Source organism: Clostridium paridis, from assembly GCF_016765615.1.
GTDB classification, from domain to species: Bacteria; Bacillota; Clostridia; order Clostridiales; family Clostridiaceae; genus Clostridium_T; species Clostridium_T paridis.
On record NZ_JAESWA010000022.1, the window covers coordinates 1,015,158 to 1,040,476 of the forward strand.

28 protein-coding genes are annotated in these 25,319 nt (G+C 31.0%); 1 reads left to right on the top strand and 27 read right to left on the bottom strand.

Annotated elements, in window-relative coordinates; genetic code table 11:
• Positions 1-172: 172 nt before the first annotated feature.
• A complete protein-coding gene (locus tag JK634_RS12725) occupies positions 173-778 on the bottom strand; it encodes a hypothetical protein (protein WP_202768009.1) in 606 nt (201 codons plus the stop codon).
• Positions 779-932: 154 nt separating this feature from the next.
• Between JK634_RS12725 and yyaC the strand changes: the two genes are divergently transcribed.
• Positions 933-1,460 carry a spore protease YyaC gene (gene yyaC / locus JK634_RS12730; protein ID WP_202768010.1) on the top strand — a complete coding sequence of 176 codons (528 nt, stop codon included), beginning with the start codon at positions 933-935 and terminating at the stop codon, positions 1,458-1,460.
• Between the two features lie 364 nt (positions 1,461-1,824).
• Here the strand turns inward: yyaC and mreB are convergent, their stop codons facing one another.
• The 26 genes from mreB to prmC form a co-directional block, all read right to left on the bottom strand.
• Positions 1,825-2,856, bottom strand: coding sequence for a rod shape-determining protein MreB (gene mreB / locus JK634_RS12735; protein ID WP_202768011.1), 1,032 nt, complete (start codon positions 2,854-2,856; stop codon positions 1,825-1,827).
• A gap of 92 nt (positions 2,857-2,948) precedes the next feature.
• Positions 2,949-3,200: a sporulation transcriptional regulator SpoIIID gene (gene spoIIID, locus JK634_RS12740; RefSeq protein ID WP_202768012.1), complete on the bottom strand. Its 252-nt coding sequence runs from the start codon at positions 3,198-3,200 to the stop codon at positions 2,949-2,951.
• 116 nt (positions 3,201-3,316) lie between these two features.
• Positions 3,317-4,051, bottom strand: a complete 735-nt coding sequence (locus JK634_RS12745; RefSeq protein ID WP_202768013.1) for a M23 family metallopeptidase — start codon at positions 4,049-4,051, stop codon at positions 3,317-3,319.
• Between the two features lie 204 nt (positions 4,052-4,255).
• Entirely contained in the window at positions 4,256-5,299 is a 1,044-nt protein-coding gene (spoIID, locus tag JK634_RS12750; RefSeq protein WP_202768014.1) for a stage II sporulation protein D, read from the bottom strand.
• 223 nt (positions 5,300-5,522) lie between these two features.
• On the bottom strand, positions 5,523-6,785 hold the full coding sequence (gene murA / locus JK634_RS12755; RefSeq protein WP_202768015.1) for a UDP-N-acetylglucosamine 1-carboxyvinyltransferase: 1,263 nt from the start codon (positions 6,783-6,785) through the stop codon (positions 5,523-5,525).
• Between the two features lie 21 nt (positions 6,786-6,806).
• On the bottom strand, positions 6,807-7,460 hold the full coding sequence (locus tag JK634_RS12760; protein ID WP_202768016.1) for a hypothetical protein: 654 nt from the start codon (positions 7,458-7,460) through the stop codon (positions 6,807-6,809).
• A gap of 312 nt (positions 7,461-7,772) precedes the next feature.
• Positions 7,773-8,171 carry an ATP synthase F1 subunit epsilon gene (gene atpC / locus JK634_RS12765; RefSeq protein ID WP_202768017.1) on the bottom strand — a complete coding sequence of 133 codons (399 nt, stop codon included), beginning with the start codon at positions 8,169-8,171 and terminating at the stop codon, positions 7,773-7,775.
• A 24-nt stretch (positions 8,172-8,195) separates the two neighbouring features.
• A complete protein-coding gene (gene atpD / locus JK634_RS12770; protein ID WP_202768018.1) occupies positions 8,196-9,593 on the bottom strand; it encodes a F0F1 ATP synthase subunit beta in 1,398 nt (465 codons plus the stop codon).
• A 15-nt stretch (positions 9,594-9,608) separates the two neighbouring features.
• A complete protein-coding gene (gene atpG / locus JK634_RS12775; RefSeq protein WP_202768019.1) occupies positions 9,609-10,457 on the bottom strand; it encodes an ATP synthase F1 subunit gamma in 849 nt (282 codons plus the stop codon).
• Between the two features lie 37 nt (positions 10,458-10,494).
• Positions 10,495-12,009 carry a F0F1 ATP synthase subunit alpha gene (gene atpA, locus JK634_RS12780; RefSeq protein WP_202768020.1) on the bottom strand — a complete coding sequence of 505 codons (1,515 nt, stop codon included), beginning with the start codon at positions 12,007-12,009 and terminating at the stop codon, positions 10,495-10,497.
• 10 nt (positions 12,010-12,019) lie between these two features.
• Positions 12,020-12,559 carry a F0F1 ATP synthase subunit delta gene (locus tag JK634_RS12785; RefSeq protein WP_202768021.1) on the bottom strand — a complete coding sequence of 180 codons (540 nt, stop codon included), beginning with the start codon at positions 12,557-12,559 and terminating at the stop codon, positions 12,020-12,022.
• Positions 12,560-12,561: 2 nt separating this feature from the next.
• Positions 12,562-13,041, bottom strand: coding sequence for a F0F1 ATP synthase subunit B (locus JK634_RS12790; protein ID WP_202768022.1), 480 nt, complete (start codon positions 13,039-13,041; stop codon positions 12,562-12,564).
• Positions 13,042-13,095: 54 nt separating this feature from the next.
• Positions 13,096-13,332, bottom strand: coding sequence for an ATP synthase F0 subunit C (gene atpE, locus JK634_RS12795; RefSeq protein ID WP_202768023.1), 237 nt, complete (start codon positions 13,330-13,332; stop codon positions 13,096-13,098).
• A 22-nt stretch (positions 13,333-13,354) separates the two neighbouring features.
• Entirely contained in the window at positions 13,355-14,038 is a 684-nt protein-coding gene (locus JK634_RS12800) for a F0F1 ATP synthase subunit A (RefSeq protein WP_202768024.1), read from the bottom strand.
• Positions 14,039-14,042: 4 nt separating this feature from the next.
• A complete protein-coding gene (locus tag JK634_RS12805) occupies positions 14,043-14,402 on the bottom strand; it encodes a hypothetical protein (protein WP_202768025.1) in 360 nt (119 codons plus the stop codon).
• 664 nt (positions 14,403-15,066) lie between these two features.
• Entirely contained in the window at positions 15,067-16,248 is a 1,182-nt protein-coding gene (locus tag JK634_RS12810; protein ID WP_202768026.1) for an acetyl-CoA C-acetyltransferase, read from the bottom strand.
• Between the two features lie 165 nt (positions 16,249-16,413).
• Positions 16,414-16,740 (bottom strand): hypothetical protein, encoded by a 327-nt coding sequence (locus JK634_RS12815; RefSeq protein ID WP_202768027.1) that lies wholly within the window; start codon positions 16,738-16,740, stop codon positions 16,414-16,416.
• Positions 16,741-16,901: 161 nt separating this feature from the next.
• Positions 16,902-18,050 carry a non-hydrolyzing UDP-N-acetylglucosamine 2-epimerase gene (gene wecB, locus JK634_RS12820; RefSeq protein ID WP_202768028.1) on the bottom strand — a complete coding sequence of 383 codons (1,149 nt, stop codon included), beginning with the start codon at positions 18,048-18,050 and terminating at the stop codon, positions 16,902-16,904.
• Between the two features lie 16 nt (positions 18,051-18,066).
• Positions 18,067-18,558, bottom strand: a complete 492-nt coding sequence (locus JK634_RS12825; RefSeq protein WP_202768029.1) for a dCMP deaminase family protein — start codon at positions 18,556-18,558, stop codon at positions 18,067-18,069.
• A 316-nt stretch (positions 18,559-18,874) separates the two neighbouring features.
• Positions 18,875-19,504 carry a uracil phosphoribosyltransferase gene (upp, locus tag JK634_RS12830; protein ID WP_202768030.1) on the bottom strand — a complete coding sequence of 210 codons (630 nt, stop codon included), beginning with the start codon at positions 19,502-19,504 and terminating at the stop codon, positions 18,875-18,877.
• A 22-nt stretch (positions 19,505-19,526) separates the two neighbouring features.
• The gene (gene rpiB, locus JK634_RS12835) at positions 19,527-19,976 is read right to left on the bottom strand and encodes a ribose 5-phosphate isomerase B (RefSeq protein WP_202768031.1); all 450 of its coding nucleotides are present in this window, start codon (positions 19,974-19,976) and stop codon (positions 19,527-19,529) included.
• Between the two features lie 50 nt (positions 19,977-20,026).
• The gene (locus JK634_RS12840; RefSeq protein ID WP_202768032.1) at positions 20,027-20,485 is read right to left on the bottom strand and encodes a low molecular weight protein arginine phosphatase; all 459 of its coding nucleotides are present in this window, start codon (positions 20,483-20,485) and stop codon (positions 20,027-20,029) included.
• Positions 20,486-20,496: 11 nt separating this feature from the next.
• The gene (locus tag JK634_RS12845; protein WP_202768033.1) at positions 20,497-21,549 is read right to left on the bottom strand and encodes an L-threonylcarbamoyladenylate synthase; all 1,053 of its coding nucleotides are present in this window, start codon (positions 21,547-21,549) and stop codon (positions 20,497-20,499) included.
• Positions 21,550-21,567: 18 nt separating this feature from the next.
• Positions 21,568-22,164 carry a hypothetical protein gene (locus JK634_RS12850; RefSeq protein ID WP_202768034.1) on the bottom strand — a complete coding sequence of 199 codons (597 nt, stop codon included), beginning with the start codon at positions 22,162-22,164 and terminating at the stop codon, positions 21,568-21,570.
• A 179-nt stretch (positions 22,165-22,343) separates the two neighbouring features.
• Positions 22,344-23,432, bottom strand: coding sequence for a peptide chain release factor 1 (gene prfA / locus JK634_RS12855; protein WP_202768035.1), 1,089 nt, complete (start codon positions 23,430-23,432; stop codon positions 22,344-22,346).
• A 136-nt stretch (positions 23,433-23,568) separates the two neighbouring features.
• Complete coding sequence (prmC, locus tag JK634_RS12860; RefSeq protein WP_202768036.1) at positions 23,569-25,311, bottom strand: peptide chain release factor N(5)-glutamine methyltransferase; 1,743 nt, start codon at positions 25,309-25,311, stop codon at positions 23,569-23,571.
• Positions 25,312-25,319: the final 8 nt, after the last annotated feature.

Consider the following 25,319-nt stretch of genomic DNA (forward strand, 5'->3'; position numbering starts at 1 on the left):
AACAAATAAGTTTCAACCCCCATATTAACTCATATAGCGAAATTAACTCTTTATTACTCTATTATCCTTTATTATTCTTGTAATATAGCTACTATATCAATAATCTCACATTTCTACAATAAGTTCAAGCTTCAGCATAAAAATTATAAAGCCTAACTTTTAAAATAGCATTTTATGTATCAATGTATTGTTCAATCTTGTCTGTATTTATATATGGATTAAGAATACCCTTAACTTCGTTATATTCATTGGAATTTAATCTACTTTTAAGGATCCTAAAAATCTCTTTTGCGCCATTAACTTCATCGTCAGATGCTAATATTTGTTTAATCCTTGCAAAATCAAAATTAGACAAACGCTTTGCATAAAATAATAACTTAGCTTTACTTGTCAACGACATCTTACTTTCAATTGTACTCTTATCAACTTTAAATATCATTGCTGCAGTTAAAGCATCATCTTCGTTATCTTTTTCTTCTTTATTAGCTTTAGTATTATCTGTATAGTTTTTTTCAGGTGTTACTTCCTCTTTGACAGCTTTGTCATCTTTGTCCTCTTTTTCAGCCTTTTTAACTGGTTCTTCTTGTGCTTTAACATCCTCTTTTTTAGTATCTTGTTTAGTATCTTTTTTAGTATCTGCTACTTTCTTTTCTAAAGATTGCTTATTCACTTGCACAGTGCCACTTTTATCATTTTCGTTATTTAAAGGCTTCAATATAAAATATACACTAATTGCTGTAGCAATAATAACAATTATAATTAGAATTTTTTTATTCATTTAATCACCTCACACTATTAAGTTTTATTGCCACTTTTTTGTGTATTTATACTTTTTTTAATAAATTTAATATTCCCTTCATATATAGTATAGTACCTTTTAAATTTCTACTTAGGTTATACTTTTATTTCTGTTTTAAGAAAGGGGAATTTCTTTGAATAAGGTTAAAGTCTCATATAAAGACCCTATGTCCTATTATGAACTAGCATATTTTTTAAAAGATTATATTAATAATGAAACTATAATAATATGTATAGGTACAGATAAATGTATTGGTGATTGCCTTGGTCCAATGGTTGGAACCCTATTAATTGATACCTTACTTCCTATCCCTGTATATGGAACCTTAAACTCACCTATTCACGCATTAAATATAGACGACAAGCTTCAGGAGATATATCTAAAGCACCCTAACGCCTTGATTATAGGTATTGACGCCTGCCTTGGTGATACTGATTCTGTGGGTGAGATACACGTGAGAGATTACCCTATTCATCCTGGTAAAGGGGTAGGAAAAAAACTTCCTAAGGTTGGGGATGTATCCATTATTGGTATAGTCGATACAAGTAATAATTCTGAGATCTTTTCAAATAGAGCAATCCGATTATCCCTAATATTTGAAATGTGTAAGGTTATTGTTAAGGGAATTGTTCATAGTTATTATCTTTCATCAAGCACATAAAAAATCAAAAAAAGTTAATAGTTAAAGTACTAAATTATTAGTTATTACTTTAACTATTAACCTCAAAAATTTATTGAAAACTTAAAGGATGGTTAAAAAATCGTCAAGGCGATTTTGAGCCGTCGATTTTTTTCTCGCATCTGCCTTTCCAAACGCATGTGAAGAAAATTTGGCAGGCGACTAATTCTCTTTTTTACTCTTTAGGAGAGTCTAGTAAATCCTAAGATTATAATTTAAACTTATAATGTTATCCAAAACCTTAAAATATTATAAATTCCTAAAGAGTAAAAAGCTCAAAAATGAATATAGTATTGATATTGCTAAAACCCTTTAATCATCCTTAAACATTCATTTTAGTATATTACTATGCTCTTTGCACTTCATTTTCGATAGCTTCTGTATTGTTTTTGTTTATGCTTGCAAGAACCTTTCCTGATCCTAATACTACACATTCTACAGTATCATTTGCAATAAATACTCTAACTCCAGTCTCAAACTCTATCAACTTATCTAATCCGTGTAATAAAGCTCCTCCACCTGTCATTAATATCCCCTTGTCTATAATATCTGCTGCCAGCTCTGGTGGAGTTTTTTCTAAAACATCGTGAATTTTATCAATTATTAATCTAACAGGCTCTTCAAGCGCACTAACTAACTCATCAGTTGTAACTTCTATGTTATCTGGTAATCCAGTAACAAGATTTCTACCCCTTACTGTTGCAGTTTCATTTCTAGCACCTTTTAATGCTGATGCTGCTATGAATTTCACTTCTTCAGCCGTTTTTTCTCCAATCATTAATTTGAATTTATTTCTTATATACCTAATAATAGCTTCATCAAATCTATCTCCAGCAACTTTAATTGACGCTCTTACAACTACTCCCTTTAGAGATATTACAGCAATATCAGTTGTTCCTCCGCCAATATCTATAACCATAGAGCCACTTGGTTCAGAAATATCCAAACCTGCACCTACTGCAGCTGCAAGTGGTTCCTCTATTAGATAAACAGATTTTGCACCTGAATTTTTTGCTGCATCAACAACAGCTCTCTTTTCTACCTCTGTAGCCTGTGATGGTATACACACCATAACCTTTGGAGCAGAGATTTTTCTTTTTCCACAACTCTTTTGAATAAAATGTCTTAACATTTTCTCAGTAATATCATAATCAGAAATTACACCATTTCTTAGTGGACGTACTGCAACTATGTTACCAGGTGTACGACCTATCATTTTTCTTGCATCTTCACCTACAGCTAAAACTTTATTTGTATTTTTATCTACTGCCACAACTGAAGGCTCTTTTAATATTATTCCTTTTCCCGCCATATAAACTAGAACTGTTGCCGTACCCAAGTCTATAGCAAGATCAGTTCCCATTCTCCAAAACCACATTCCATATTCACTCCTAAAATGATTTAATTATATAACTTGTATTATTTTTCTACAATTTATACCCATTCTAATTATAATATGGAATTATGTTTTTATTCAATAGCCTTGTACTTTAATTTTGTAGCTTTTCCACCTCTTATATGTCTTTCTGCTTTATTTAAATCTAAAATATTTTTCGCTTCTAATGCTATTGTTGGATTTATTTTGGGTAAACGTTCTGTCATATCCTTATGAATTGTACTTTTGCTTACACCAAATACCTTAGCAGTTTTTCTAATTGTCGCTTTTGAATCAATTATATATTGCGCCACCTCTAGTACTCTTTCTTCAATGTAGTCTTTCAAAACGAGGCTCCTCCTTAATTCGATATATTTATTAATATGCATTATTTTTTCTTTAAATTCCTTAGAAATCAGTCATTTTCATAGATAAAATGACTGATTTCACATTAGGTAAAGTTTTACTTGCTTTTTAAAGTTATATACTTTAATGGATCCACTTGTTCACCTTTTGAATCTATTATCTGAAATTGTAAATGATCGCCCTCTTCTTTATTAGTAAGTTTTTTAGCTGTATCGCCAACTTTACCAATTACACTTCCTTGAGTGACTTTATCATTCTTCTTAACTTTAATATCAGAATCTAAGTTAGCATATTTACTCTTTAATCCATTTGAATGCTTAATTACAACATACCAACCACTTAAATCTCCATCTTCATTTCCAATTTCATCTACAACACCATCAGCTGCAGCAACAACAGTACTACCAACTTTTCCTGCAATATCTATTCCCTTAATACTGTCATATTTGTTTGTATCAACTTTTACTAGTGAAACTCCATAAGTAAATTTTCTTAATAAAGTTCCATCTAGTGGTTTAACAAACTGAACGCTACTTGTAGATGATACATTTTGAGTTTTTCCTGTAGTACCTTTATTGGTTTGATTTTTTGTTTCCTGAGTATTTTTAACTTGTTCAGCATTATCAATTTTATTAGTTCCACCAGAATTATTTATATTAATAGGCAGATCTTGAGAATTTTCAGCTACTGGAGGATTACTATTCTCCTTAGCTTTTCTAATTGATATTGCAGCTGCACTAGCAATAACACATAAACACACAAAAAGGACTACGTAAAAACTCTCCTTTCTAAGTAGATTTTTTAATTTTTGAAATTTACTTTGTTTATCCAATATGAACACCTCCATTTCGTAGTCTGTCCTTATATACATAAAAAAATACATTTATTCCAGTAAATATTTTCCTCTTTTTTCTACATTTTTCTCCAATATAAAAAGGCTGATAAAATTTTAATAGAACTCCATTTGTAGAGTTTTATTAAATATCTTATCAACCTAATTATTTACACTTTTATATTTAATAAACTTGATTATCTTTTATTTACTTATCTTAACTTCAGATACATCCTTTAATTCTATTCCTTTGTAATAGTGTTTTAAAATATCTTCATACTTTACCCCACTCTTCGCCATTACATTTGCACCCCATTGGCTCATTCCAACTCCATGCCCATATCCAAAGCTCTGTATTTCTATTCCCTTATTTGAAAATGAAAAAGTGAAATTAGCTGAATTTAAAGATAATAAACTTCTAAATTCTGTACCCTTTATTGTTACTCCACCTACTTTAACTTCATTTACTGATCCACCTGGATTTTTGCTAACGATTTTTATAGAATCTTTTATATTATTAACAGCTAGCTTAGCCTCTTTATATTTATTATTAATTTTTTCCACAAATTCTTTACTACTAATAGTAATACTAGATTTAAACTTAGGTGCTACTTCCTCTCCAGGAGAATCTACTGATTGAAGATATGGTAATGCAGTTGAGAGAACAGCTTCAGCATCCTCAGTTTTTCCCCAACTTGTAGAAAAAAATTGCGGATATAATACCAATTCTCCATTGTATGTTAGTACTTTTCCCTTTGTAGCAGAAACTGCATCCTCTAGTTTCTTCCAGTATTCTTCTGATTTATCTTTGTCCCACTTACTTACTCTATCTTCTTTACTCATAAAGACTTGACAATGAACAGTATCGCAAACATCTGCTCCTTTTGCTTCAGTACAAGGATATAAAATTCGTTTCATAGCAAATGTTCTTGCTGCTACAGCTTGAGCTTTTAACGCCTCCTCATCAAATGCAGCTGGCATTTCTCCAGATAAAACACCTAAGACATATACCTCTAAATCAACTTTTTCAGTTGTTCCTGTTTTAGTTTTATATACAGTTACTTTTGAGAAATCCTTACCTTCAACTTGTTTAGATTCTTGTTCTCCTAACTTATCAAAATTTAAAGAATTTAAAGGAACCTTTCCCCATACAAGAATTATGCTAGGGACAAATATTAAAACTAGTATTGGCAAAAGGAAAATTATTATTTTTTTTGATATTTTAATATTTATTTTTTTAAATCTCATAACCCCCACCTATATATTGTTTTACATAATAAATATACGCTGTGAGGTCTACTTTTATTCAGATATTAATTACTTCATTTTGAAAATAAAAAAGGCCTAACCAGCCTTTTCTATAAGATTAAAATTTCTAAAGATTTTTATTTAATACCACCTTTTTCATTTCTTAATTAATAAAAATCTATATTAATTTTATATTCTACTTTAAAATCATACTCTTTAGTAATTATATATTAATTCTTTCTATGTTTGCCCCTAATTTTCTAAGCTTCTCTTCGATATTAACATAGCCCCTATCAATATGATAGATATCACTTATATCTGTATATCCATCTGCAGCTAATCCTGCTAAAATCATTGCTGCACCTGCTCTTAAATCTGTTGCTTTAACTTCTGCTCCAGTTAACCTGTCTACACCTTCTATAATAGCTGTTCTCCCATCAATTTTAATACTTGCACCCATTCTTATTAGTTCTTGAACATGCATAAATCTATTTTCGAAAACTGTTTCCGATATAATACTTGATCCTTTAATCAATGTTAACAAACTCATCATTTGCGCCTGCATATCAGTTGGGAATCCTGGATATGGTAAAGTTTTTATATCTACTGGCTTTAGTATTCCTCTTCCATCTACTATCATTTTTTCATTTTCAACAATGTCTATGCTAACTCCACACTCTTTTAATTTTTCTATTATAGGTCTTAAGTGCTCTTCATTTACTCCATTGATTTTAATCTTACTTTTAGTTATTGCAGCTGCTACCATAAATGTACCAGCTTCAATCCTATCATATATAGGTCTATAAACTACTGGGCGTAATTCATCTACCCCATCAATGGTAATTTTTCCTTGACCAGCACCATATATTTTAGCACCCATTGAGTTCAAGAAATTTGCCAAATCCCATATTTCTGGTTCCTCTGCAGCATTTTCAATTATTGTTGTGCCTTTTGCATAGACTGCAGCCATCATTATATTTTCTGTCGCTCCAACAGATGGGAAATCTAAATATATTCTATTTCCTATAAGCTTTGATGCTTTTGCCTCTACAAATCCATGTCCTATAGAAATATCAGCACCCAAAGCCTTAAACCCTTTTAAATGAAGGTCTATTGGTCTTGTACCTATATTACATCCACCTGGATGTGATAATTTTGCATGACCAAACTTAGTTAACATTGGTCCCATTATTAGAAAGGATGCTCTCATTTTTTTTATTAGTTCACTATTTGCACTATTTGGTATAAGATTCTTTGTATCAATAGTTAACTCTCTTTTTACTTCATTTATTTCTACTGATGCATTTAATTCTTTTAAAACATCACATATTACGTAAACATCTTCTAACAAAGGTGCTTCCTTTATTATATTTTTATCTCCGCATAGTATACATGCTACAATTATTGGGAGAACAGAATTCTTCGCAGAACTTATTTCAACTTCACCTTCTAAAGTACTTCCACCTTTTACTCTGATTTTTTCCATATTATCCTCCATGAATTATTGTTAATATGTTGATATTATTATTGGTTCACCAATAATAATGTAGGATTTTTTTTCATATGTGCAAATAGCGAAGTTTATAGTACTATTTCCCAATTCTGCTTCCCCTGTATATCCATTACTAATTTTTAACAATGAATATTTTTTGATTCCTAGAGATTCCAATTGCTTAATCAATGTTTTTTTCATATCTTCTTCTATTTCTATTCTGCCCTTAATTTCTTGAAAATATCTCAAATCAAATGCTTTTTCATTTAGGAGATAGTTTATATTTTTTTTAACTGCTTCTAAGTTTTCCTTTTTATTCTTAGTAGAAAATATTATTCTAAAACTACTTTTATTTTCATTAAAAACTTGTATTTCCATATTGAAGTTTTGGGAATTGATTTTTAAAATCTTAGAATTAGCTGATTTTTCATTAGTTAATGCTCCATTATAATCATTTGAGATATTTTTGAATAGATACTCACTTAAGTTCTCATACTTTTCATTGCTTTTGCCTTCAATCACCAAGCTTCTCTCTACATCATTATGACTCTCTAAAAACTTATTTTGTAAACTTTGAAAACCCTGACATTTTAAATTATAAAAATTTAAAAAGGTTAAGAGAGAAGTTAGGAAAAGCACCAATAACTTTATTTTATTCTTGCACTTCATGATACCCCCTACCTTTCTTCTTAATTATGGTCAAGGTATTCATTTCCTATTCAATTTTTTTATATATTAGTAAAAAGATTAATTTATTGTATATTACAGTATATTAACACTCTCAATATATGTGAATATTTTCCATATTTACAACATATATATGTTTTGAAAATATTAAATTAATAAAAAGTAAAAAAGTCCCCCAGAACAATTACTGTTCTGGGGGATCTTTTCTAAAGAAAACCTTCAAGATTTTCAAATTATAATACTATAGATAAATAAGTAAGTCGTATAAAATAATTAGAATAAACTATTATTCAATTACTTTTTGATGCTTAATCTTATTAAAGCTCTTTGTAATGAAACTTCAGCTCTATGTTTATCATATTCTTCAGAATCATCTAATCTGTTTTCAGCTCTTTCTTTAGCTCTTTCAGCTCTTTCTACATCTATTTCTTCTGGCCATTCTGCTGCATCGCAACAAAAGATCAATTGGTTATTTTCGAATGAAACAACCCCACTAGATGTAAATAGTTCTCTTTCTTTTCCTGATTCATCATAAAATACAGTTTTGCATGGAACAGTAACAACCACTATAGGGGTATGATTAGCATACATCTCTAAGCTCCCATTATTAGTAGCTATAAGAGTTCTAGATGCTTCTCCCTCATATATAATTTTATCAGGAGTTACTATTTTTAAAGTATAATTAGTTGACATAATACTTCGCCCCTTTACAGATTACTATTTGCTAGCAATCTCTTTAGCCTTTTCTACTGCCTCTTCAATTGTTCCAACAAATAAGAATGCTGATTCAGGAAGATCATCATGTTTTCCTTCTAAGATTTCTTTAAAACCTCTAACTGTTTCAGATACTGGAACATATTTACCTACCATACCAGTAAATTGCTCAGCAACAGTAAATGGTTGAGATAAGAATCTTTGAACTTTTCTTGCTCTACCAACTACAAGTTTATCTTCTTCTGAAAGTTCATCTACTCCAAGTATTGCTATAATATCTTGTAGTTCTTTATATCTTTCAAGAATATGTTTAACTTTTGAAGATACTTCATAATGTTCTTTACCAACAACTCTTGGGTCAAGAATTCTTGATGTTGAATCTAGTGGATCAACTGCTGGATAAATACCAAGCTCTGATATACTTCTTGAAAGAACTGTCGTTGCATCCAAGTGAGTAAATGTTGTTGCAGGAGCTGGGTCTGTTAAATCATCTGCAGGTACATATACTGCTTGAACAGATGTAATAGATCCACTTTTTGTTGACGTGATTCTTTCTTGTAAAGCACCCATTTCAGTAGCTAATGTTGGTTGGTAACCAACTGCTGAAGGTATTCTTCCAAGTAACGCTGAAACTTCTGATCCAGCTTGTGTAAATCTAAATATATTATCTATGAATAGTAAAACGTCTTGACCTTGATCTCTGAAGTATTCTGCCATTGTAAGTCCTGTTAACGCAACTCTCATTCTAGCACCAGGTGGTTCATTCATTTGTCCAAATACTAGAGCAGTTTTATTAATAACTCCAGAATCCTTCATTTCATGATAAAGGTCATTACCTTCTCTGGATCTTTCTCCAACTCCTGTAAATACTGATAAACCACCATGTTGTTTAGCAATATTATTTATAAGCTCTTGGATTAGAACTGTTTTACCAACTCCAGCTCCTCCAAATAGACCTATTTTTCCTCCTCTTTGGTATGGAGCAATTAAATCTATTACTTTTATTCCTGTTTCAAACATTTCTGGTTCTACAGATTGTTCTTGGAATGTTGGAGCTGGTCTATGAATTGGATATAAATTCTCTGAACTTACATCACCTTCATTATCAATAGTTTTACCTAAAACGTTAAATAGTCTTCCTAAAACTTTCTCACCTACAGGAACACTTATTGGCTTTCCAGTATCATAAGCATCCATACCTCTTCTTAAGCCTTCAGTAGCTTCTAAAGCTATAGCTCTTACGATATCGTCGCCTGTATGTTGTTCAACTTCTGCTATTACCTTATGATCCCCACTAACAATCTCAATTGCATTGTATATGTTCGGAAGGGCATCGGTATCGAATTTTATATCTATTACTGGTCCAATTACTTGAACCACTTTCCCGATAGTACCAGGCATTAGATTACCTCCTTACTATTTTTGCGCTTCAGCTCCTCCAACAATTTCGGATATTTCCTGAGTTATAGCGCCTTGTCTAATTCTATTATATTTTGTATTTAGTGCATCTAATAAATCATCTGCATTCTTAGTTGCTCCATCCATCGCACTCATTCTTAAGCTTTGTTCACTAGCTTTCGAATTAAGCATGCAATTAAGAATTAATGATTTTAAGTAGACTTCCAAAGTTCCTTCTAAAACTTCATCTATACTAGGTTCTGCTAATAAAGTTAAATTGCCTTTACTACTTTTCTCCAATGGAAGTAACTTTATATTTTTTAATTCCTGCTTAACCGGAGAAATGAAATCAGTGTATATCATTCTTATTCCAGATATTTTTCCTTCTCTATAAAGCTTTATAGCATGTTCATATACTATTTTAGCTTCCTTAACAGTTGGGATATCAGGTATTTCAACGTATTCTGCTACAGTTTCATAGCTGTATTTCTTTAAATAGCCTAAGCCCTTTTGACCTACAACCATAACTTTAGCATCATGTACTCTTGAAGCCTCACTCGCAAAGAAAGATACTGTATTTCCATTATATCCTCCACACAAACCTGAGTCTGATGTCATAAGAATGTATAAAATGGCTCCTTCACTTTTAGGATTAAAATAAATATTGTTATTTATATCCTCTACTGAACCTACCAAACTTTCTGTTAATTTATTCACAGATTCTAAATAACTATCATTAAGAGAAAGTTGTTGTCTTGTCTTTCTAAGTTTAGAAGTGGCAACAAGTCCCATGGCTTTTGTTATTTTTCTGGTGTTGTTAACAGACTTTATTCTTCTTTTTATATCAAGAAGTCCTGCTCCTGCCATATATCCACCTCCTAAAAGATGGCATAGCTTTTAAAAGCTATGCTCCTTGTAAGAATATTTTCTTGAATTCAATAATAGATGCTTCTAATTGAGATTTCACTTCGTCATCAAGTACTTTCTTCTCAATTATTGCCTTACCTACTTCTCTATGGTGAGTATCCATGAATTCTAAGAATTCTTTTTCAAATTTCATTATATCATTTACCTTTATATCAGATAAGAAATCATTAACTGCTGCATATAAGATCATTACTTGTTCTTCAACATCCATTGGAGTGTATTGATCTTGCTTAAGTACTTCAACTAATCTCTTACCTTTCTCAAGTCTCATTTTTGAGTCTTTATCTAAATCAGAACCAAATTGAGCGAAAGCTGCAAGTTCTCTATATTGAGCAAGTTCTAATCTTAATGTACCAGAAACCTGTTTCATTGCTTTAATTTGAGCATTTCCTCCAACTCTTGATACTGATATACCTGCATTAACAGCTGGTCTTTGTCCTGAGAAGAATAATTCTGATTCAAGGAATATTTGACCATCTGTTATTGAAATAACGTTGGTTGGTATGTATGCTGTTACGTCACCAGCCAATGTTTCAATTATTGGAAGTGCAGTTATTGAACCACTACCAAGTTCTTTTGAAAGCTTAGCTGCTCTCTCAAGAAGTCTTGAATGTATATAGAATACATCTCCTGGGTAAGCTTCTCTGCCTGGTGGTCTCCTAAGTAATAGTGACATTGTTCTATAAGCAACAGCGTGCTTAGTCAAATCATCATATATAATTAGGACATCTTTTCCTTTATGCATGAAATATTCACCTATAGCGCATCCTGCATAAGGAGATAGATATTGTAATGGTGCTGTATCAGAAGCTGATGAACTAACAATAGTAGTATAATCCATCGCACCCATTTCTGTTAATGTATTAACTATATGAGCTACTGTAGATTGCTTTTGTCCTATAGCTACATATATACATATAACATCTTTTCCTTTTTGATTAATAATAGCATCTAGAGCAATAGCAGTTTTTCCTGTTTGTCTATCTCCTATTATAAGTTCTCTTTGACCTCTACCTATTGGAATCATAGAATCAATCGCTTTTATACCAGTTTGCATAGGTTCATTAACTGAACTTCTGTCAATGATACTTGGTGCTGGTTCTTCAATTGCTCTATATCCATCATTAATTATAGGTCCTTTTCCATCGATAGCTTCTCCTAGAGCATTAACTACTCTTCCTACCAAAGCATCTCCTACTGGAACTTCAACTATTTTTCCTGTTCTTTTTACAATGTCGCCTTCTTTTATACCTTCTTCAGATCCTAAAAGAACACAACCAACGTTGTCCTGCTCAAGGTTTAATGCCATTCCGAATACATTATTAGGGAACTCTAAAAGTTCACCTTCCATACAATCATCAAGGCCGTAAACTCTAGCAACACCGTCACCTATTTGTATAATAGTACCAGAATCTTCAGTTTTTAAGTGTTTTTCATACTTTTCTATTTCATTTTTAATAATAGAAGTAATTTCTTCTGGTCTGATGTTCATAGATTCACCCCTATTCTCTCTTAAGCATAAGAGCCTTCATTTCCTCGAGTTTGGATTTAACTGTACCGTCAATTATTTCATTTCCAACTCTCACATAAACTCCTCCGATAATGCTCTCATTTATTTCTTCTCGAAGGATAATTTTCTTATCATATTTTTTTTCTAAGTTTCCCTTTAGCTCATCAAATTGTCCTCTCTCTAGAGGAATAACAGTTTGAACTGTTGCCATAAGAGTATTATTTCTTTCAAGATGAATTTTTTCCATCTCATTAAGCTTTTCCTTTAAATATGATATTCTGTCTTTTTCAACTAATATTAATAAGAATGATAATAGTTCTTCATCAACTTTATCTTTAAAAATATTAGTAAACACTTCTTTTTTCTTTGATGTACTTATTTGAGGATGTTTAATAACATCTAAAAAGTTACTATCATTGTAAACATATGAGCAAATTTCTCTTAAATCAGCTAAATATTCATCAACCTTGCCTTTTTCTTCAGCAATTTGGTAAAGAGCTAGAGCATAACGCCTGTCTAAGTATTCATACATAATTAAATACCTACCTTAGCTATAAAATCATTGATAAGTTTTCTATGTTTCTCCTCATCTATGCTCTCTTCAAGAGCTTTCTCAGAAAGCATAACAGCTAAATCAACAACTTGTTTCTTTATTTCTGCTTCTGCTTTTTGCTTTTCTCTCTCCACTTCAAGTTTAGCTCTATCCATTATAATACTAGCTTCTTTATTTGCGTCCTGTACTATTTCATTGTATATCTTATCAGCTTTTTGTTTATATGATTCAGTAATTCCTTTTCCTTCATCCTTAGCTGATTTTAATATTCTTTCATTTTCAACTTTAAATAATCTTGCTTTTTCAAGATCTTCATCAGCCTTAGTCATCTTATCTTCAATTTCAACTCTTCTTTCTTGAATTATGTTTTTAACCTTGTCAAAAAAGAAATGTCTTAAAACTAAAAGTAAAATGATAAAGTTAATTATTGTAAATATAATCGTTGAAACATTTATATCCATATGTTAGCCCATGCCTCCCTTCTGGAGTCAGTAATTAAATTTTTTTGTTACTTACTATTTTACTCCAACGAATATTAAGATTAAGGAAACTAGAAGACCGTATAATGCAGTTGTTTCTGCAAGAGCACAACCTATAAATAATGTTGTAGTAAGTCTACCACTTAACTCTGGTTGTCTTGAAATTCCTTCTATTGCTTTACCTGTAGCTATACCTATACCTACACCGGCACCTATACCAGCTATTGCAGCGATACCTGCACCTAATGCTCTCATTGCTAATGCTAAATCCATTTTAAAATCCTCCTTTTATCGATTAATGTTCTGCTGTGATTTTTGTATTTATCATTGTAAGCATCATAAATATGAATGCTTGGATTAACCCATCAAACAAGTCAAAATATGCATGTAAGAATACAGGAACACCCAGCTTGAATACACCTGCGAGTACACTTCCTAGTGCCATATAAACTAGATCTAGTAGTACTGTTCCTGCTAGAATGTTACCAAAAAGTCTCAGTGAAAGAGATACTGGTAACATCAATCTTTCTATGATATTTATGGGTAACATAACTGGAAAAGGCTCACAAAGTCCACCTAAATAGTGTTTTACTCCAACTTTTTTTAGTGCATTTGCATTAACAATTAAAAATGTCATCACTGCAAAAGCAATTGTAACACTATAGTTTGAAGTTGGTGGCGCTATTCCAACAAGACCTGTTAGATTCATTAATAATATGAATGCACCTAATGTACCGATAAATGGTACAAATCCTTGATATCCTTCGCCCATATTGTCTTTTACCATTCCGGATAAAGCTTCATATGCCATTTCCACCACTGTTTGCTTTTTACTTGGTTTTTTCTTTAGACTATTAGTAGACCAAATAGCTAAAGCAATAATTAATATCATTACAATCCATTCAATTACTACTTGAATAGTAATGTCTACTTTAAAATTTCCCAAATAAAAAGATACCAGTGGTTCTACTTTCTCCATCAACTTACTCACTTCCTTTCTTTATGAAAATCCAGTAAATTATCAAACATACATGATGAGTAACAAACCCACCTATATACGCTGAAAGCAAAATAAATTCATTTGCAAATGCCATACCAATTAGTAATATGAAGAATATTCTTAGGGCATATGCTATTCCATAAAACAGACTATTCTTTGTCAAAAACTTTGACATAAAATAGCCACTTATAATAAAATTAACCACACTAACCATTGCCCCTATGAAATAAACAGTAGCGACTTTGCTATTTATAAAAATAAATAAGCTCAATGTGATTACACTCATAACTATTATATCCAACTTGGAGTTTTTAACTATTAGTTCCTTAAGGGATTTTTCCATTATAATGACTCCTTAGTTTAATTCATGTGATTATTATATAACTCATAAAAAAATTAACAAAATCTTATATCCATTTAAAAATGTCGTTATTAATCGATATTCTCCCAATATGTAAGTTTAATATTCTCATCATGCCCGTAGCTTGCTGATTCTTTGTTTTCCTTATAAAATAACTATTATTTTGCAAGCTATTCAATTGTCTGAAAATTCATTTTTGAGCTTCAAAATCATTTGTTAAAATGTCAACATTTTCAAAAGTCTTATTTATATTAATTTCGTAATATTTTGAGATTTATTTAACTATTTGACAAAATATTTTTTTTATTCTATTTTTCAATAGAATATCATCTTAATACAATTGAATAGCCAACATTAACATATTTCATATTTTTTTAAAAAATTGCATAATATTAATAAAAAATTCACCTTAAATTCACTATATTTCTATAATATTTATGTTATTTCGCACTTTTTCTTCATGATTTATTGTTCTTTCTTTTATAAATATTATTCCTTCAAATTATTATCTAAAAAGTTTCTTTATCTTCACATAAAAATTCATAGATTATGTATTTTTATGAATAAGATATTTATTTTATGAAAAATACCAATCTTGAATAATATTCAAGATTGGTATTATTATATCTGTATTCTCTATTTAAAACTATTCTCTTTCAACTATAAGAGCTGTACCCATTCCTCCACCAATACATAAAGTAGCTAAACCTTTTTTAGCATCTCTTTTTTGCATTTCGTGAAGTAATGTAACTAGGATTCTTGCACCTGAAGCTCCAACAGGATGTCCAAGAGCTATAGCTCCACCATTTACATTTACTTTTTCCATATCAAAATTTAAATCTTTAGCAACAGCTACACTTTGTGCTGCAAAAGCTTCATTTGATTCTATTAAATCTAAATCTGCTACTGTTAAACCAGTACCTTCAAGTGCTTTTTTAGTAGCATGGAATGGACCATATCCCATTATTGATGGATCTAATCCCTTAGTTCCGTAAGAAAGTATCTTAGCTAATGGTTTTATTCCTAACTCTTTAGCTTTATCAGCACTCATTACTATTATAGCAGCTGCTCCATCATTTATTCCAGATGCATTACCAGCAGTAACAACACCATCTTTAATAAATGCTGGTTTTAATTTTCCTAATGATTCTGCAGTGCTTCCAAATCTTGGGAATTCATCAGTATCAAATACCTTTGGTTCACCTTTTCTTTGAGGAATAACAACTGGAACTATTTCATCTTTAAATCTTCCAGCTTTTATAGCTGCTTCTGCTTTTTGTTGAGAAGCTGCAGAAAATGCATCTAATTCTTCTCTTGTTAAGTTCCATTCTTTTGCTATATTTTCAGCAGTAACTCCCATGTGATAGTTGTTAAATGCATCCCATAAAGCATCATTAATCATTGAGTCAACCATTTTTCCGTCGCCCATTCTTTGACCCCATCTTGAAGTCTTTAATAGGTAAGGTGCTTGTGACATACTTTCCATACCACCAGCTATTACTACATCAGCATCCCCTGCTTTAATCATTTGAGCAGCTAATGCTACTGATTTTAATCCTGAACCACATACTATGTTAATTGTTGTTGCTGGAACTTCAACAGGTAAACCAGCTTTAACAACTACTTGTCTAGCAACATTTTGTCCTAAACCAGCTTGGATAACATTTCCTAAAATAACTTCATCTACTTGTTCACCTTTTAATCCTGCTCTGTTTAAAGCTTCCTTTACTACTGTAGCTCCTAAATCAGCTGCTGAAACATCTTTTAGACTTCCACCAAAGGAACCTAATGCAGTTCTTACAGCACTTACGATAACAACTTCTTTCATTTTGTAACCTCCTAGGATATATTTTAAGTTAATTTAAAACACTTTCATCTTCTTTATTATATCTACTTTCATTAACATAATCAATGGTTTTTTGATAAAAAAATAACAATCTTTTCTATGGTATAGATTAACGCCAGGAAATTCACCTTTATACCTTATACTAACTCAATAATAAAAACTTTTTACCTTTATCAGAATATAAATTGCGAAAAATCTAGTTAACAAACTACCTATAGCCAATATATCCCCAATCAAAATTGAAATAGTACACCCTAAAGCATTAATAGAAAGTGTAGTTATAGCAACCTTTATTCCAACTCTTTTTTTAGTCAATAACAATATTGAAGATATTATTTCAAGTACAGCCATTAATACCCCATACACAATAGAATAGATATGAGTATTCTCTTCATTATACGTGCTACCCAGTCCTAATAAATAACGAAAATTGAACCATGTCATATGTGGAATTAATCCCTTTACAATATCCATAATCCCCCCAATAAGCATGATGTATACTAGAATGTAAAACAAAACCTTTTGTGTTTTCACATAACCGCCTCAGCATTGTTTGAGTATAATTAAAATTTTAACATTTTATTATTAGTTTACTATAAAAATAAGAGTAGAAGCTACGATTCTACTCTTGTTTTTTATTTAAATTCTTCAATTTTCTTATCACTTAATCCGAAGTAATTCTCAATTGCATCAACTATTCTTATTGAAGCTTTTCCATCTCCATAAGGATTAACGGCTTTACTCATTTTTTCATACTCAACTTTATCATTAAGTAATTTATTCGCTTCAGTAATAATCTTTTCAACATCCGTACCTACCAATTTAACTGTTCCAGCTGCAACAGCTTCTGGTCTTTCAGTAACATCTCTTAATACCAAAACAGGTTTTCCTAAGTGAGGAGCTTCTTCCTGTAACCCACCAGAATCAGTCATTACCATAAATGATTTTTTCATTAAATTATGAGTTTCTTTAGTATCTTGTGGTGGTAATAAATGTACTCTTTCTTTATCATTTAGATGTTTGAATACTACATCTTTAACCACAGGATTTAAGTGAACTAAATACACCAATTCTGCATCTTTATTTTCTTCCACAATTCTCTTTAGAGCTGTACAAATATTTTCTATTCCTTCTCCCCAATTTTCTCTTCTATGAGCCGTTATCATTATTACCTTTTTCTTTTCAAAGTCAATATGATTTAACTCTTCTGTTTCGAATTTATACTCTTCTTTTACTGTGTGTTCCATTGCATCTATTACCGTATTACCAGTTACATATATGTCTTTTTCGTTTATACCTTCTCTTAATAGATTTTCTTTAGAACCAATAGTTGGTGCAAAGTGAAGATCAGCTAATGATCCAGTTAATTTTCTATTCATTTCTTCTGGGAACGGAAAATACTTATCGAAAGTTCTTAATCCTGCTTCCACGTGTCCTACCTTAATTTGCTTATAGAATGCTGCTAATGCGCCACCAAAAGTCGTAGTTGTATCTCCATGAACTAATATCATATCAGGTTTTTCTTCTTCAAAAACAGCATCCAATCCTTCAAGCACTCTACTAGTAATCCCAGTCAATGTTTGCTTGTTTTTCATTATATTTAAATCATAATCTGTATCGATTTCAAAATAATCCAATACTTGATCAAGCATTTCTCTATGTTGAGCCGTCACGCATACTTTTGAATCAATTCCTTCTCTTTTTTCTAATTCTTTAACTAATGGAGCCATCTTTATCGCTTCCGGTCTTGTTCCAAAGATTGTCATTACCTTTATTTTTTTCATTCCTTACCTCCACTTATTAATACCCTTTACTTTGGTATTCTAAAGATTCATCATTATTTATCCATTCTTCAACATAAATAACTTTATACTCATTTTTGGAATTTCTAATTACAACTTTCTCTATACCAGCATTAATAATCAGCCTTTTACACATAGAACAAGAATTAGCATCTTCTACATAAGCCTTTGAAACTGCATCTCTTCCAACCAAATATAAAGTTGCACCTATCATATCTCTTCTAGCAGCACTAATTATTGCATTGGCCTCACTATGAACACTTCTACACAACTCATAGTGGGTTCCCCTAGGAACATTAAGTTGTTCTCTTATACAACTTCCTTTATCAATACAATTTATTCTTCCCCTAGGTGCACCTGTATATCCAGTCGAAATTATTTCATCATTTTTTACTATAATTGAACCATAGTTTCTTCTTAAACATGTTCCTCTTTCCAAAACAGTCTCAGCTATATCTAAATAATAGTTATATTTATCTCTTCGTTCCATATTAACACCTCAGGAGTTTTTATATTTATTATAATTTAATTATCTAGGTATGTAAACCAATGCCATTTATAAAAAATCGTCAAGGCGATTATGAGCTGTCGATTTTTTTCTCGCATCTGCCTTTCCAAACGTATGTGAGGATAATTTGGCAGGCGACTAATTCTTTTTTTACTCTTTTAGAGAGTCTAATAAATCCTTAGATTGTAGTTCAAACTTATAAATTTATACACAATCTTAAAATATTATAAATTCCTAAAGAGTAATAAGTGTTATAGGGTGACTTAAGAAGCACCCTATATTTTATATTCATACTGATTTATTTTGTTCCAAATAATCTATCTCCAGCATCACCAAGACCTGGTACTATATATCCATTTTCATTTAATCTTTCATCAATTGAGCTTACATAGATATCTACATCTGGATGTGCTTCTTGAACATATTTTATTCCTTCTGGTGCTGATATTAAACAAACTAATTTTAAACTTCTTGCTCCTTTTTCTTTTAAAAGTGTAAGAGCATCCGCAGCTGAACCACCAGTAGCTAACATTGGATCAACTACCATAATATCTCTTTCTGCAATATCTTGTGGAAGTTTGCAGAAGTATTCAACAGGTTTAAGAGTTTCTTCATCTCTATATAATCCTATATGTCCTACTTTTGCTGCTGGTATAAGTTTTAACATTCCATCAACCATACCCAAACCTGCTCTTAGTATTGGAACTACAGCTAGCTTTTTACCTGATAAAACTTGATGTTTTGTCTTACATATTGGCGTTTCAATTTCTACAAATTCAGTTTGAAGATCTCTAGTAACCTCATATGCCATAAGCATTGATACTTCCTCTACTAATTCTCTAAAATCTTTTGAACCTGTATCTTTGCTTCTTATTAATGCCAACTTATGCTGAATTAATGGATGGTTAATTTGTGTTACTTTACTCATTTTTATTTCCTCCTAAAACTTTCTATCTATTATATTTTTCTTCAATAGCTTTAATTTTATCTATTCTATTTTGATGTCTATCCCCTTGGAATTCAGCCTTTAAAAAAGTTTCAACAATTTCAATTGCGAGTCCTGGACCAATAACTCTTTCACCCATTGCTAAAATATTAGCATTATTGTGTTCACGAGTAGCATGTGCACTAAAAGTATCATGACAAAGAGCTGCTCTTATTCCTGGAACCTTGTTTGCAGCTATACTTATTCCAATTCCTGTTCCACAAATAAGTATTCCAAATTCAAATTCCTTCTCTGCTACTGCTTCTGCAACCTTTAGAGCATAATCTGGATAATCACATGAATCAGTACTTGTTGTTCCAAAATCTTTGTACTCAATAGATTTTTGCTCTAAGTACTTTATCACTTCACCTTTTAAGTTAAATCCACCATGATCTGATCCAATTGCTATTTTCATTTAACGCACCTCCGTTTTATTAAATGTCCCAAAAAAAAGAAGAAAAGTATTTAAAGAATACCTTCTCCTTTAATTTTTAAAATTAACTTACCTATTAATTTTTCTAATTGAGAGTAAGTTTTTTCATATAGAAATAATTCCCCTCCAAAAGGGTCAACAACATCACCTTTCTCTTCAACGTATTCACTAAGTGAAAAGATTTTATTGGAATAGAAAGGAAAGGCACTTGTTAATGCCAATTTTATTGACTCTGTCATTGTTAAAATTAAATCCTGTTCCTCTAAATGAGACTCTTTTAATTGAACAGCATTTCTATCTTTTAAATCAATTCCTATACTTTTTAATACTACTTCTCTTGAATTAGGTGAGGTTTTACTTCCTGGGAAAATACTTATCCCTGCTGAAGAGGCACTTATTGAGCTGTCATCTTTTGCAAAACTATTTAATATAGCTTCTGCCATAGGGCTTCTACATGTATTTCCTGTACAAACAAAAAGAACTCTCTTCATACTTACCTCCATTACAATTCTAAAATATCATATGCAGCTGCTTTCTTTAATCTATTCATTATTGCAATTCCTACTCCTTTTTCTATAAAAGCTTCTGATAATATAATATCTACGTTTCTATCATCAAAGGACCTTAATGCCTCAAATAGATTTCTAGCAATTTCCTGCATATTATTTTCTGAACCAATTGAAATTATCTCTGCATTATTATTATAGCACTTTACTCGCTCACGACAGGTCATAATTCCAACTTTCAATCCATTTTCTATATAATTTTGCACTAAATCATTAATTTTTTCAATAGTTTTTTCTCGATTTCCTTTTATAATTTTTACTTTTGCCTTAGGCGCATAGTGTTTATACTTCATTCCTGGTGCCTTTGGCCTTGAATTTAAATCACTTTTTTCCATTATAGAAGGATCTATATAAATTCTTTCATCATATTCTCTTAGCATCTCTAATGTAATCCCACCAGGTCTTAAAATGCATGGAGGATCAACTGTTATATCTAAAATTGTAGATTCAACTCCCACATTACTTTTTGAACCCCCTATAATAAAATCAACTTTGCCACTTAAATCTTCAATACATCTTTCTATATCAGTAGGGCTAGGTTTTCCTGATATATTTGCTGAAGGTGCAGCAATAGGGGTTCCTGATAGTTCAATTAACTTTAGCGCTATATCATTGTCAGGCATTCTAATTCCAATTGTATCTAATGACGCAGATGTAATATCAGGAATAACAGGTTTCTTTTTCATAATTAAAGTTATTGGACCTGGCCAAAAAGCATCTATTAATTTCTTCCCTATTTCAGGAATACTTTCAACCAACTCGTCAATCTTTTTATCAAAAACATGAACAATCAGTGGGTTGTCTTGAGGCCTTCCTTTTGCCTTAAATATTTTTTCAACAGCCTTTGGATTTAAAGCATCCGCTCCTAATCCATACACTGTTTCTGTAGGAAATGCTACAATCCCTCCATTTTTTATTGTTTCCGCTGCTTCTAATATAATATGTATGTTTTCTTGGACATCCTCCACCCTAGCTATTTTGGTATCCATGTAAATTCCTTCTTTCACTTATAATTTCACCAATTCTTTTTGTCCTCTTGAAATCTTAATATTCTCAATAGCATTACTTGTGTATATTGCTTTTACACAATTCTTAAATATTATATCTAATAGTAAGTATTTTTTAAGAGCACCTTTCTTCAAAACTAAAAAATAGTAAGTATTTTCTGGATCAAATTCTTTAATCTTTATATATTCTTGTGCTATTACTGGATATTTCTTTAAAAATGTTTTAGTTACTAATTTAAAACTTCTATTTTTAAAATTTACAGATGATATAACAATTATATCCATCTCTTCTCCAAGTTTCTCCGTATGTACTAATGCAACCTTATCACAAAAAATTAGACCCTCTTTGCTAAACAATCCTGCTTTATATTTTAATCTATTATTATAACAAGAAAATTCAAGTCTTTCCCAACTTATTCTATATACTAATGAAAAGAAAATCATCATCTCAATAATAACCAAATATGCAATATAAAATATTTCAGTCATTCCGAAAAGGAGAGTCACAATGGGAAGTAGTGCAGCAATTATTATCATCATAGCCTTAAAATTTCGATAAGCACTTTTTTGCTTTTTTATGGCTTTTGAAATGTGCATATAACCCCTCCTTGTTGTAATGCAAGCTATATAGGGCGTTAAGTTCAACTAACAACTTATTTATGTAAAAACAAATTAAGTTTCATATAAAAAGCCCTATTGTTTCTGCATTTTTTCAAATTAAATAAGTTATAAATAAAACTCAGCCAGGCTGAGTTTTATTTTCTTTTCAAAGAATATTAACTTAATGTATCAGTATTCCCCATAGCTTTCATCTTTTCAGCTTGATCAGCTGTTATTAATGCTTGAATAACTTCTTCAATGTCACCATTCATAAAAGTTTCAAGTTTATATAATGTAAGACCTATTCTATGATCAGTTATTCTTCCTTGTGGATAGTTATAAGTTCTAATTCTTTCTGATCTATCTCCAGTACCAACTTGACTTTTTCTATCTTCTGCAATTCCAGCTGCTCTCTCTGCTTCAGCTTGTTCAAACAATCTTGATCTTAGTATTTTCATAGCCTTTTCTTTATTCTTAAGTTGCGATTTTTCATCTTGACAAGAAACCACAAGGCCTGATGGCATATGTGTTATTCTTACGGCTGAGTCTGTAGTATTTACACATTGACCACCATTTCCTGATGCCCTAAATACATCTATTCTTATATCTTTCTCGTTTATTTCTATTTCAACGTCATCTACTTCTGGAAGAACTGCAACTGTTGCTGTAGATGTATGAATTCTACCTGAAGATTCTGTGTCTGGAACTCTTTGAACTCTGTGTGCTCCACTTTCATACTTTAACTTAGAGTAAGCTCCATTACCTTTAATCATAAATACAACTTCTTTGAAACCTCCAATATCTGTTTCATTGGCACTCATAAGTTCAACTTTCCACCTTTGAGCTTCTGAGTATCTTGTATACATTCTGAATAAATTATAGGCAAATAATGCTGCTTCTTCTCCACCTGCACCTGCTCTTATTTCAACAAATACGTTTTTATCATCATTTGGGTCCTTAGGTAAAAGTAATATTTGAAGTTCCCCTTCTAAAGTCTCTTCCTTTGATCCTAAATCTTTAATTTCTTCTTGGATCATTTCTTTCATGTCTTTATCTTCTTCTATAGAAAGCATTTCTTTGTTAGTTTCAAGTTCTTCCTTAACATCTTTATACTCTCTATACTTATTTACTACTATTTCTAAATCAGCATGCTCTTTACAAAGCTTTCTCCACTCATTTTGATTTGCCATAATGGATGGATCACTAATCTTAATTGATAATTCATCATACTTATTTTCTATAAAATCTAATCTATCTAATAACATTTTAACAACCTACCTTTAATTTTAACTATTTCTTCTGTTCATGAATAAATGATATATATTTTCTCACGATTTATTATTATATCATATTACACTTATCTCAATCAACATTTACATGTGTGATTTGTATACTAAATAGCTATAATCCACCCACAACTACTCTATCTAATCCAGCTAAATCCTTTTTAATTTTCACATCTTTAAAACCAGCTGCCTCCATGATTTCTTTAACTTCATCTCCTTGATCGTATCCTATTTCAAAAGCTAATATGCCTCTTTGGTCTAAAATTTTAATGCTCTCCTCTACAATCTTTCTATAGAAGAACAATCCATCTTCTCCGCCACTTAATGCTACATGTGGTTCATAATTTTTTACGTCATCCATTAACGTTTCTATAATATCTTCCTTAATATATGGTGGATTTGATACTATTATATTATACTTTTTCTGAATCTCGAGAGGCTTCTCAAGCAAATTAGATTTTATGAAATTAACTCTATCTTGAAGATTTAATCTTCTTATATTTTCCTTTGTCACCTCTTCTGGAATCTGTTCTATATCTATACAATCCACATGAATATTTTTTCTAAAACTTGCAAGCGAAAGTCCTATAGCTCCGCTACCAGTACATAGATCACATACTTCTATTTCTGAGTCCTCAGCTATATTATCTAAAACCTCTTCAACTAAGATTTCTGTATCTCCTCTCGGAATTAAGACGCCCTCTTTTACATAAAAATCAATACCCATAAATTCAACATTTTCAGTGATATAGCTTATGGGTTTCTTTAATTCTCTTTCCTTGACATATTTTAAAAATTCTTCTTCTTTTTCAATAGATACAAGTTCTTCTTTATTAGTAATCACATAAAGCTTATCTTTATTCAAAGTTTTTGCTAGTAAGATTTGTGCATCAAGTACAGCAGTATCAATCTCTACTTTCTTAAATATCTCAGTAGCTTCTTTTAATACTGTCCCAATACTTTTTCTTATGCCTTCTGCTTCTCTAAGTGATCTTATGGCTACTTCAATTTGACCATCATCCGGTTCCTTAGTTGTAAGTTTCTGCAATTGCAATCCTGGACTTGCTACTATCCTTGATAAGTTCCCTTCATTTCTTCCTAACCATTTGATTAATTCGTATGTTATTCCTGTAATAACAGGTAATAGTACTAATCTTATAATTAATCTTTCTCCAACTGAACCGAAAGAAGTAAATGAAAATACTGCAATACTAATAAACATAATTAAAAAAATAAAATTTGTACCGCATCTAGGATGAAATCTAGAAAATTTCCTTACATTATCTACAGTTAAATCATCTCCGCATTCATAACAGAATATTGTCTTGTGCTCAGCTCCATGATATTGATATAACCTCTTTATATCCTCGAGCTGTCCTACCCCTATCATATATGCTAAAAGTACAACTATCCTAATTATAGCCTCAATTACATTTAATATAACAGATGATTGTGCAATTCCTCTAAATAATGAAGCGATAAATGTAGGTAATAATACAAATAAAACCATTGCAAACATAAATGATATAAATAAACTAATATAAATTAATATATCATTACTTTTATCTCCGAATTTTTTTTCAAACCAAACCTCAAATTTTGATGGTTCTGTGTCTTCAAAAAAGCTAGCTGAAAAATTAAGAGATTTTATCCCTAATATTAGTGAATCCAAGAAAACGAAGAATCCTCTAATAAACGGAATATTTAAAATTGAATATTTTTTAGTAATTGGAACTTGATTCAAAAAGTCTACTTCTATTTTTCCTTCAGATGTTCTTACTGCAGTTGCAATTCCTTTTGTCCCTCTCATCATTACGCCTTCAATTACAGCTTGACCACCTACATCTATTTTCTTCATATCATCAT

Excerpts from the sequence above, each read along its gene's own strand:
- JK634_RS12725 (WP_202768009.1), bottom strand. The coding sequence starts at position 778 with ATGAATAAAAAAATTCTAATTATAATTGTTATTATTGCTACAGCAATT.
- mreB (WP_202768011.1), bottom strand. The coding sequence starts at position 2,856 with ATGTGGTTTTGGAGAATGGGAACTGATCTTGCTATAGACTTGGGTACG.
- spoIID (WP_202768014.1), bottom strand. The coding sequence starts at position 5,299 with ATGAGATTTAAAAAAATAAATATTAAAATATCAAAAAAAATAATAATT.
- murA (WP_202768015.1), bottom strand. The coding sequence starts at position 6,785 with ATGGAAAAAATCAGAGTAAAAGGTGGAAGTACTTTAGAAGGTGAAGTT.
- JK634_RS12760 (WP_202768016.1), bottom strand. The coding sequence starts at position 7,460 with ATGAAGTGCAAGAATAAAATAAAGTTATTGGTGCTTTTCCTAACTTCT.
- atpC (WP_202768017.1), bottom strand. The coding sequence starts at position 8,171 with ATGTCAACTAATTATACTTTAAAAATAGTAACTCCTGATAAAATTATA.
- atpD (WP_202768018.1), bottom strand. The coding sequence starts at position 9,593 with ATGCCTGGTACTATCGGGAAAGTGGTTCAAGTAATTGGACCAGTAATA.
- atpG (WP_202768019.1), bottom strand. The coding sequence starts at position 10,457 with ATGGCAGGAGCAGGACTTCTTGATATAAAAAGAAGAATAAAGTCTGTT.
- atpA (WP_202768020.1), bottom strand. The coding sequence starts at position 12,009 with ATGAACATCAGACCAGAAGAAATTACTTCTATTATTAAAAATGAAATA.
- JK634_RS12785 (WP_202768021.1), bottom strand. The coding sequence starts at position 12,559 with ATGTATGAATACTTAGACAGGCGTTATGCTCTAGCTCTTTACCAAATT.
- JK634_RS12790 (WP_202768022.1), bottom strand. The coding sequence starts at position 13,041 with ATGGATATAAATGTTTCAACGATTATATTTACAATAATTAACTTTATC.
- atpE (WP_202768023.1), bottom strand. The coding sequence starts at position 13,332 with ATGGATTTAGCATTAGCAATGAGAGCATTAGGTGCAGGTATCGCTGCA.
- JK634_RS12800 (WP_202768024.1), bottom strand. The coding sequence starts at position 14,038 with ATGGAGAAAGTAGAACCACTGGTATCTTTTTATTTGGGAAATTTTAAA.
- JK634_RS12805 (WP_202768025.1), bottom strand. The coding sequence starts at position 14,402 with ATGGAAAAATCCCTTAAGGAACTAATAGTTAAAAACTCCAAGTTGGAT.
- JK634_RS12810 (WP_202768026.1), bottom strand. The coding sequence starts at position 16,248 with ATGAAAGAAGTTGTTATCGTAAGTGCTGTAAGAACTGCATTAGGTTCC.
- JK634_RS12815 (WP_202768027.1), bottom strand. The coding sequence starts at position 16,740 with ATGGATATTGTAAAGGGATTAATTCCACATATGACATGGTTCAATTTT.
- wecB (WP_202768028.1), bottom strand. The coding sequence starts at position 18,050 with ATGAAAAAAATAAAGGTAATGACAATCTTTGGAACAAGACCGGAAGCG.
- JK634_RS12825 (WP_202768029.1), bottom strand. The coding sequence starts at position 18,558 with ATGGAACGAAGAGATAAATATAACTATTATTTAGATATAGCTGAGACT.
- upp (WP_202768030.1), bottom strand. The coding sequence starts at position 19,504 with ATGAGTAAAGTAACACAAATTAACCATCCATTAATTCAGCATAAGTTG.
- rpiB (WP_202768031.1), bottom strand. The coding sequence starts at position 19,976 with ATGAAAATAGCAATTGGATCAGATCATGGTGGATTTAACTTAAAAGGT.
- JK634_RS12840 (WP_202768032.1), bottom strand. The coding sequence starts at position 20,485 with ATGAAGAGAGTTCTTTTTGTTTGTACAGGAAATACATGTAGAAGCCCT.
- JK634_RS12845 (WP_202768033.1), bottom strand. The coding sequence starts at position 21,549 with ATGGATACCAAAATAGCTAGGGTGGAGGATGTCCAAGAAAACATACAT.
- JK634_RS12850 (WP_202768034.1), bottom strand. The coding sequence starts at position 22,164 with ATGCACATTTCAAAAGCCATAAAAAAGCAAAAAAGTGCTTATCGAAAT.
- prfA (WP_202768035.1), bottom strand. The coding sequence starts at position 23,432 with ATGTTATTAGATAGATTAGATTTTATAGAAAATAAGTATGATGAATTA.
- prmC (WP_202768036.1), bottom strand. The coding sequence starts at position 25,311 with ATGAAGAAAATAGATGTAGGTGGTCAAGCTGTAATTGAAGGCGTAATG.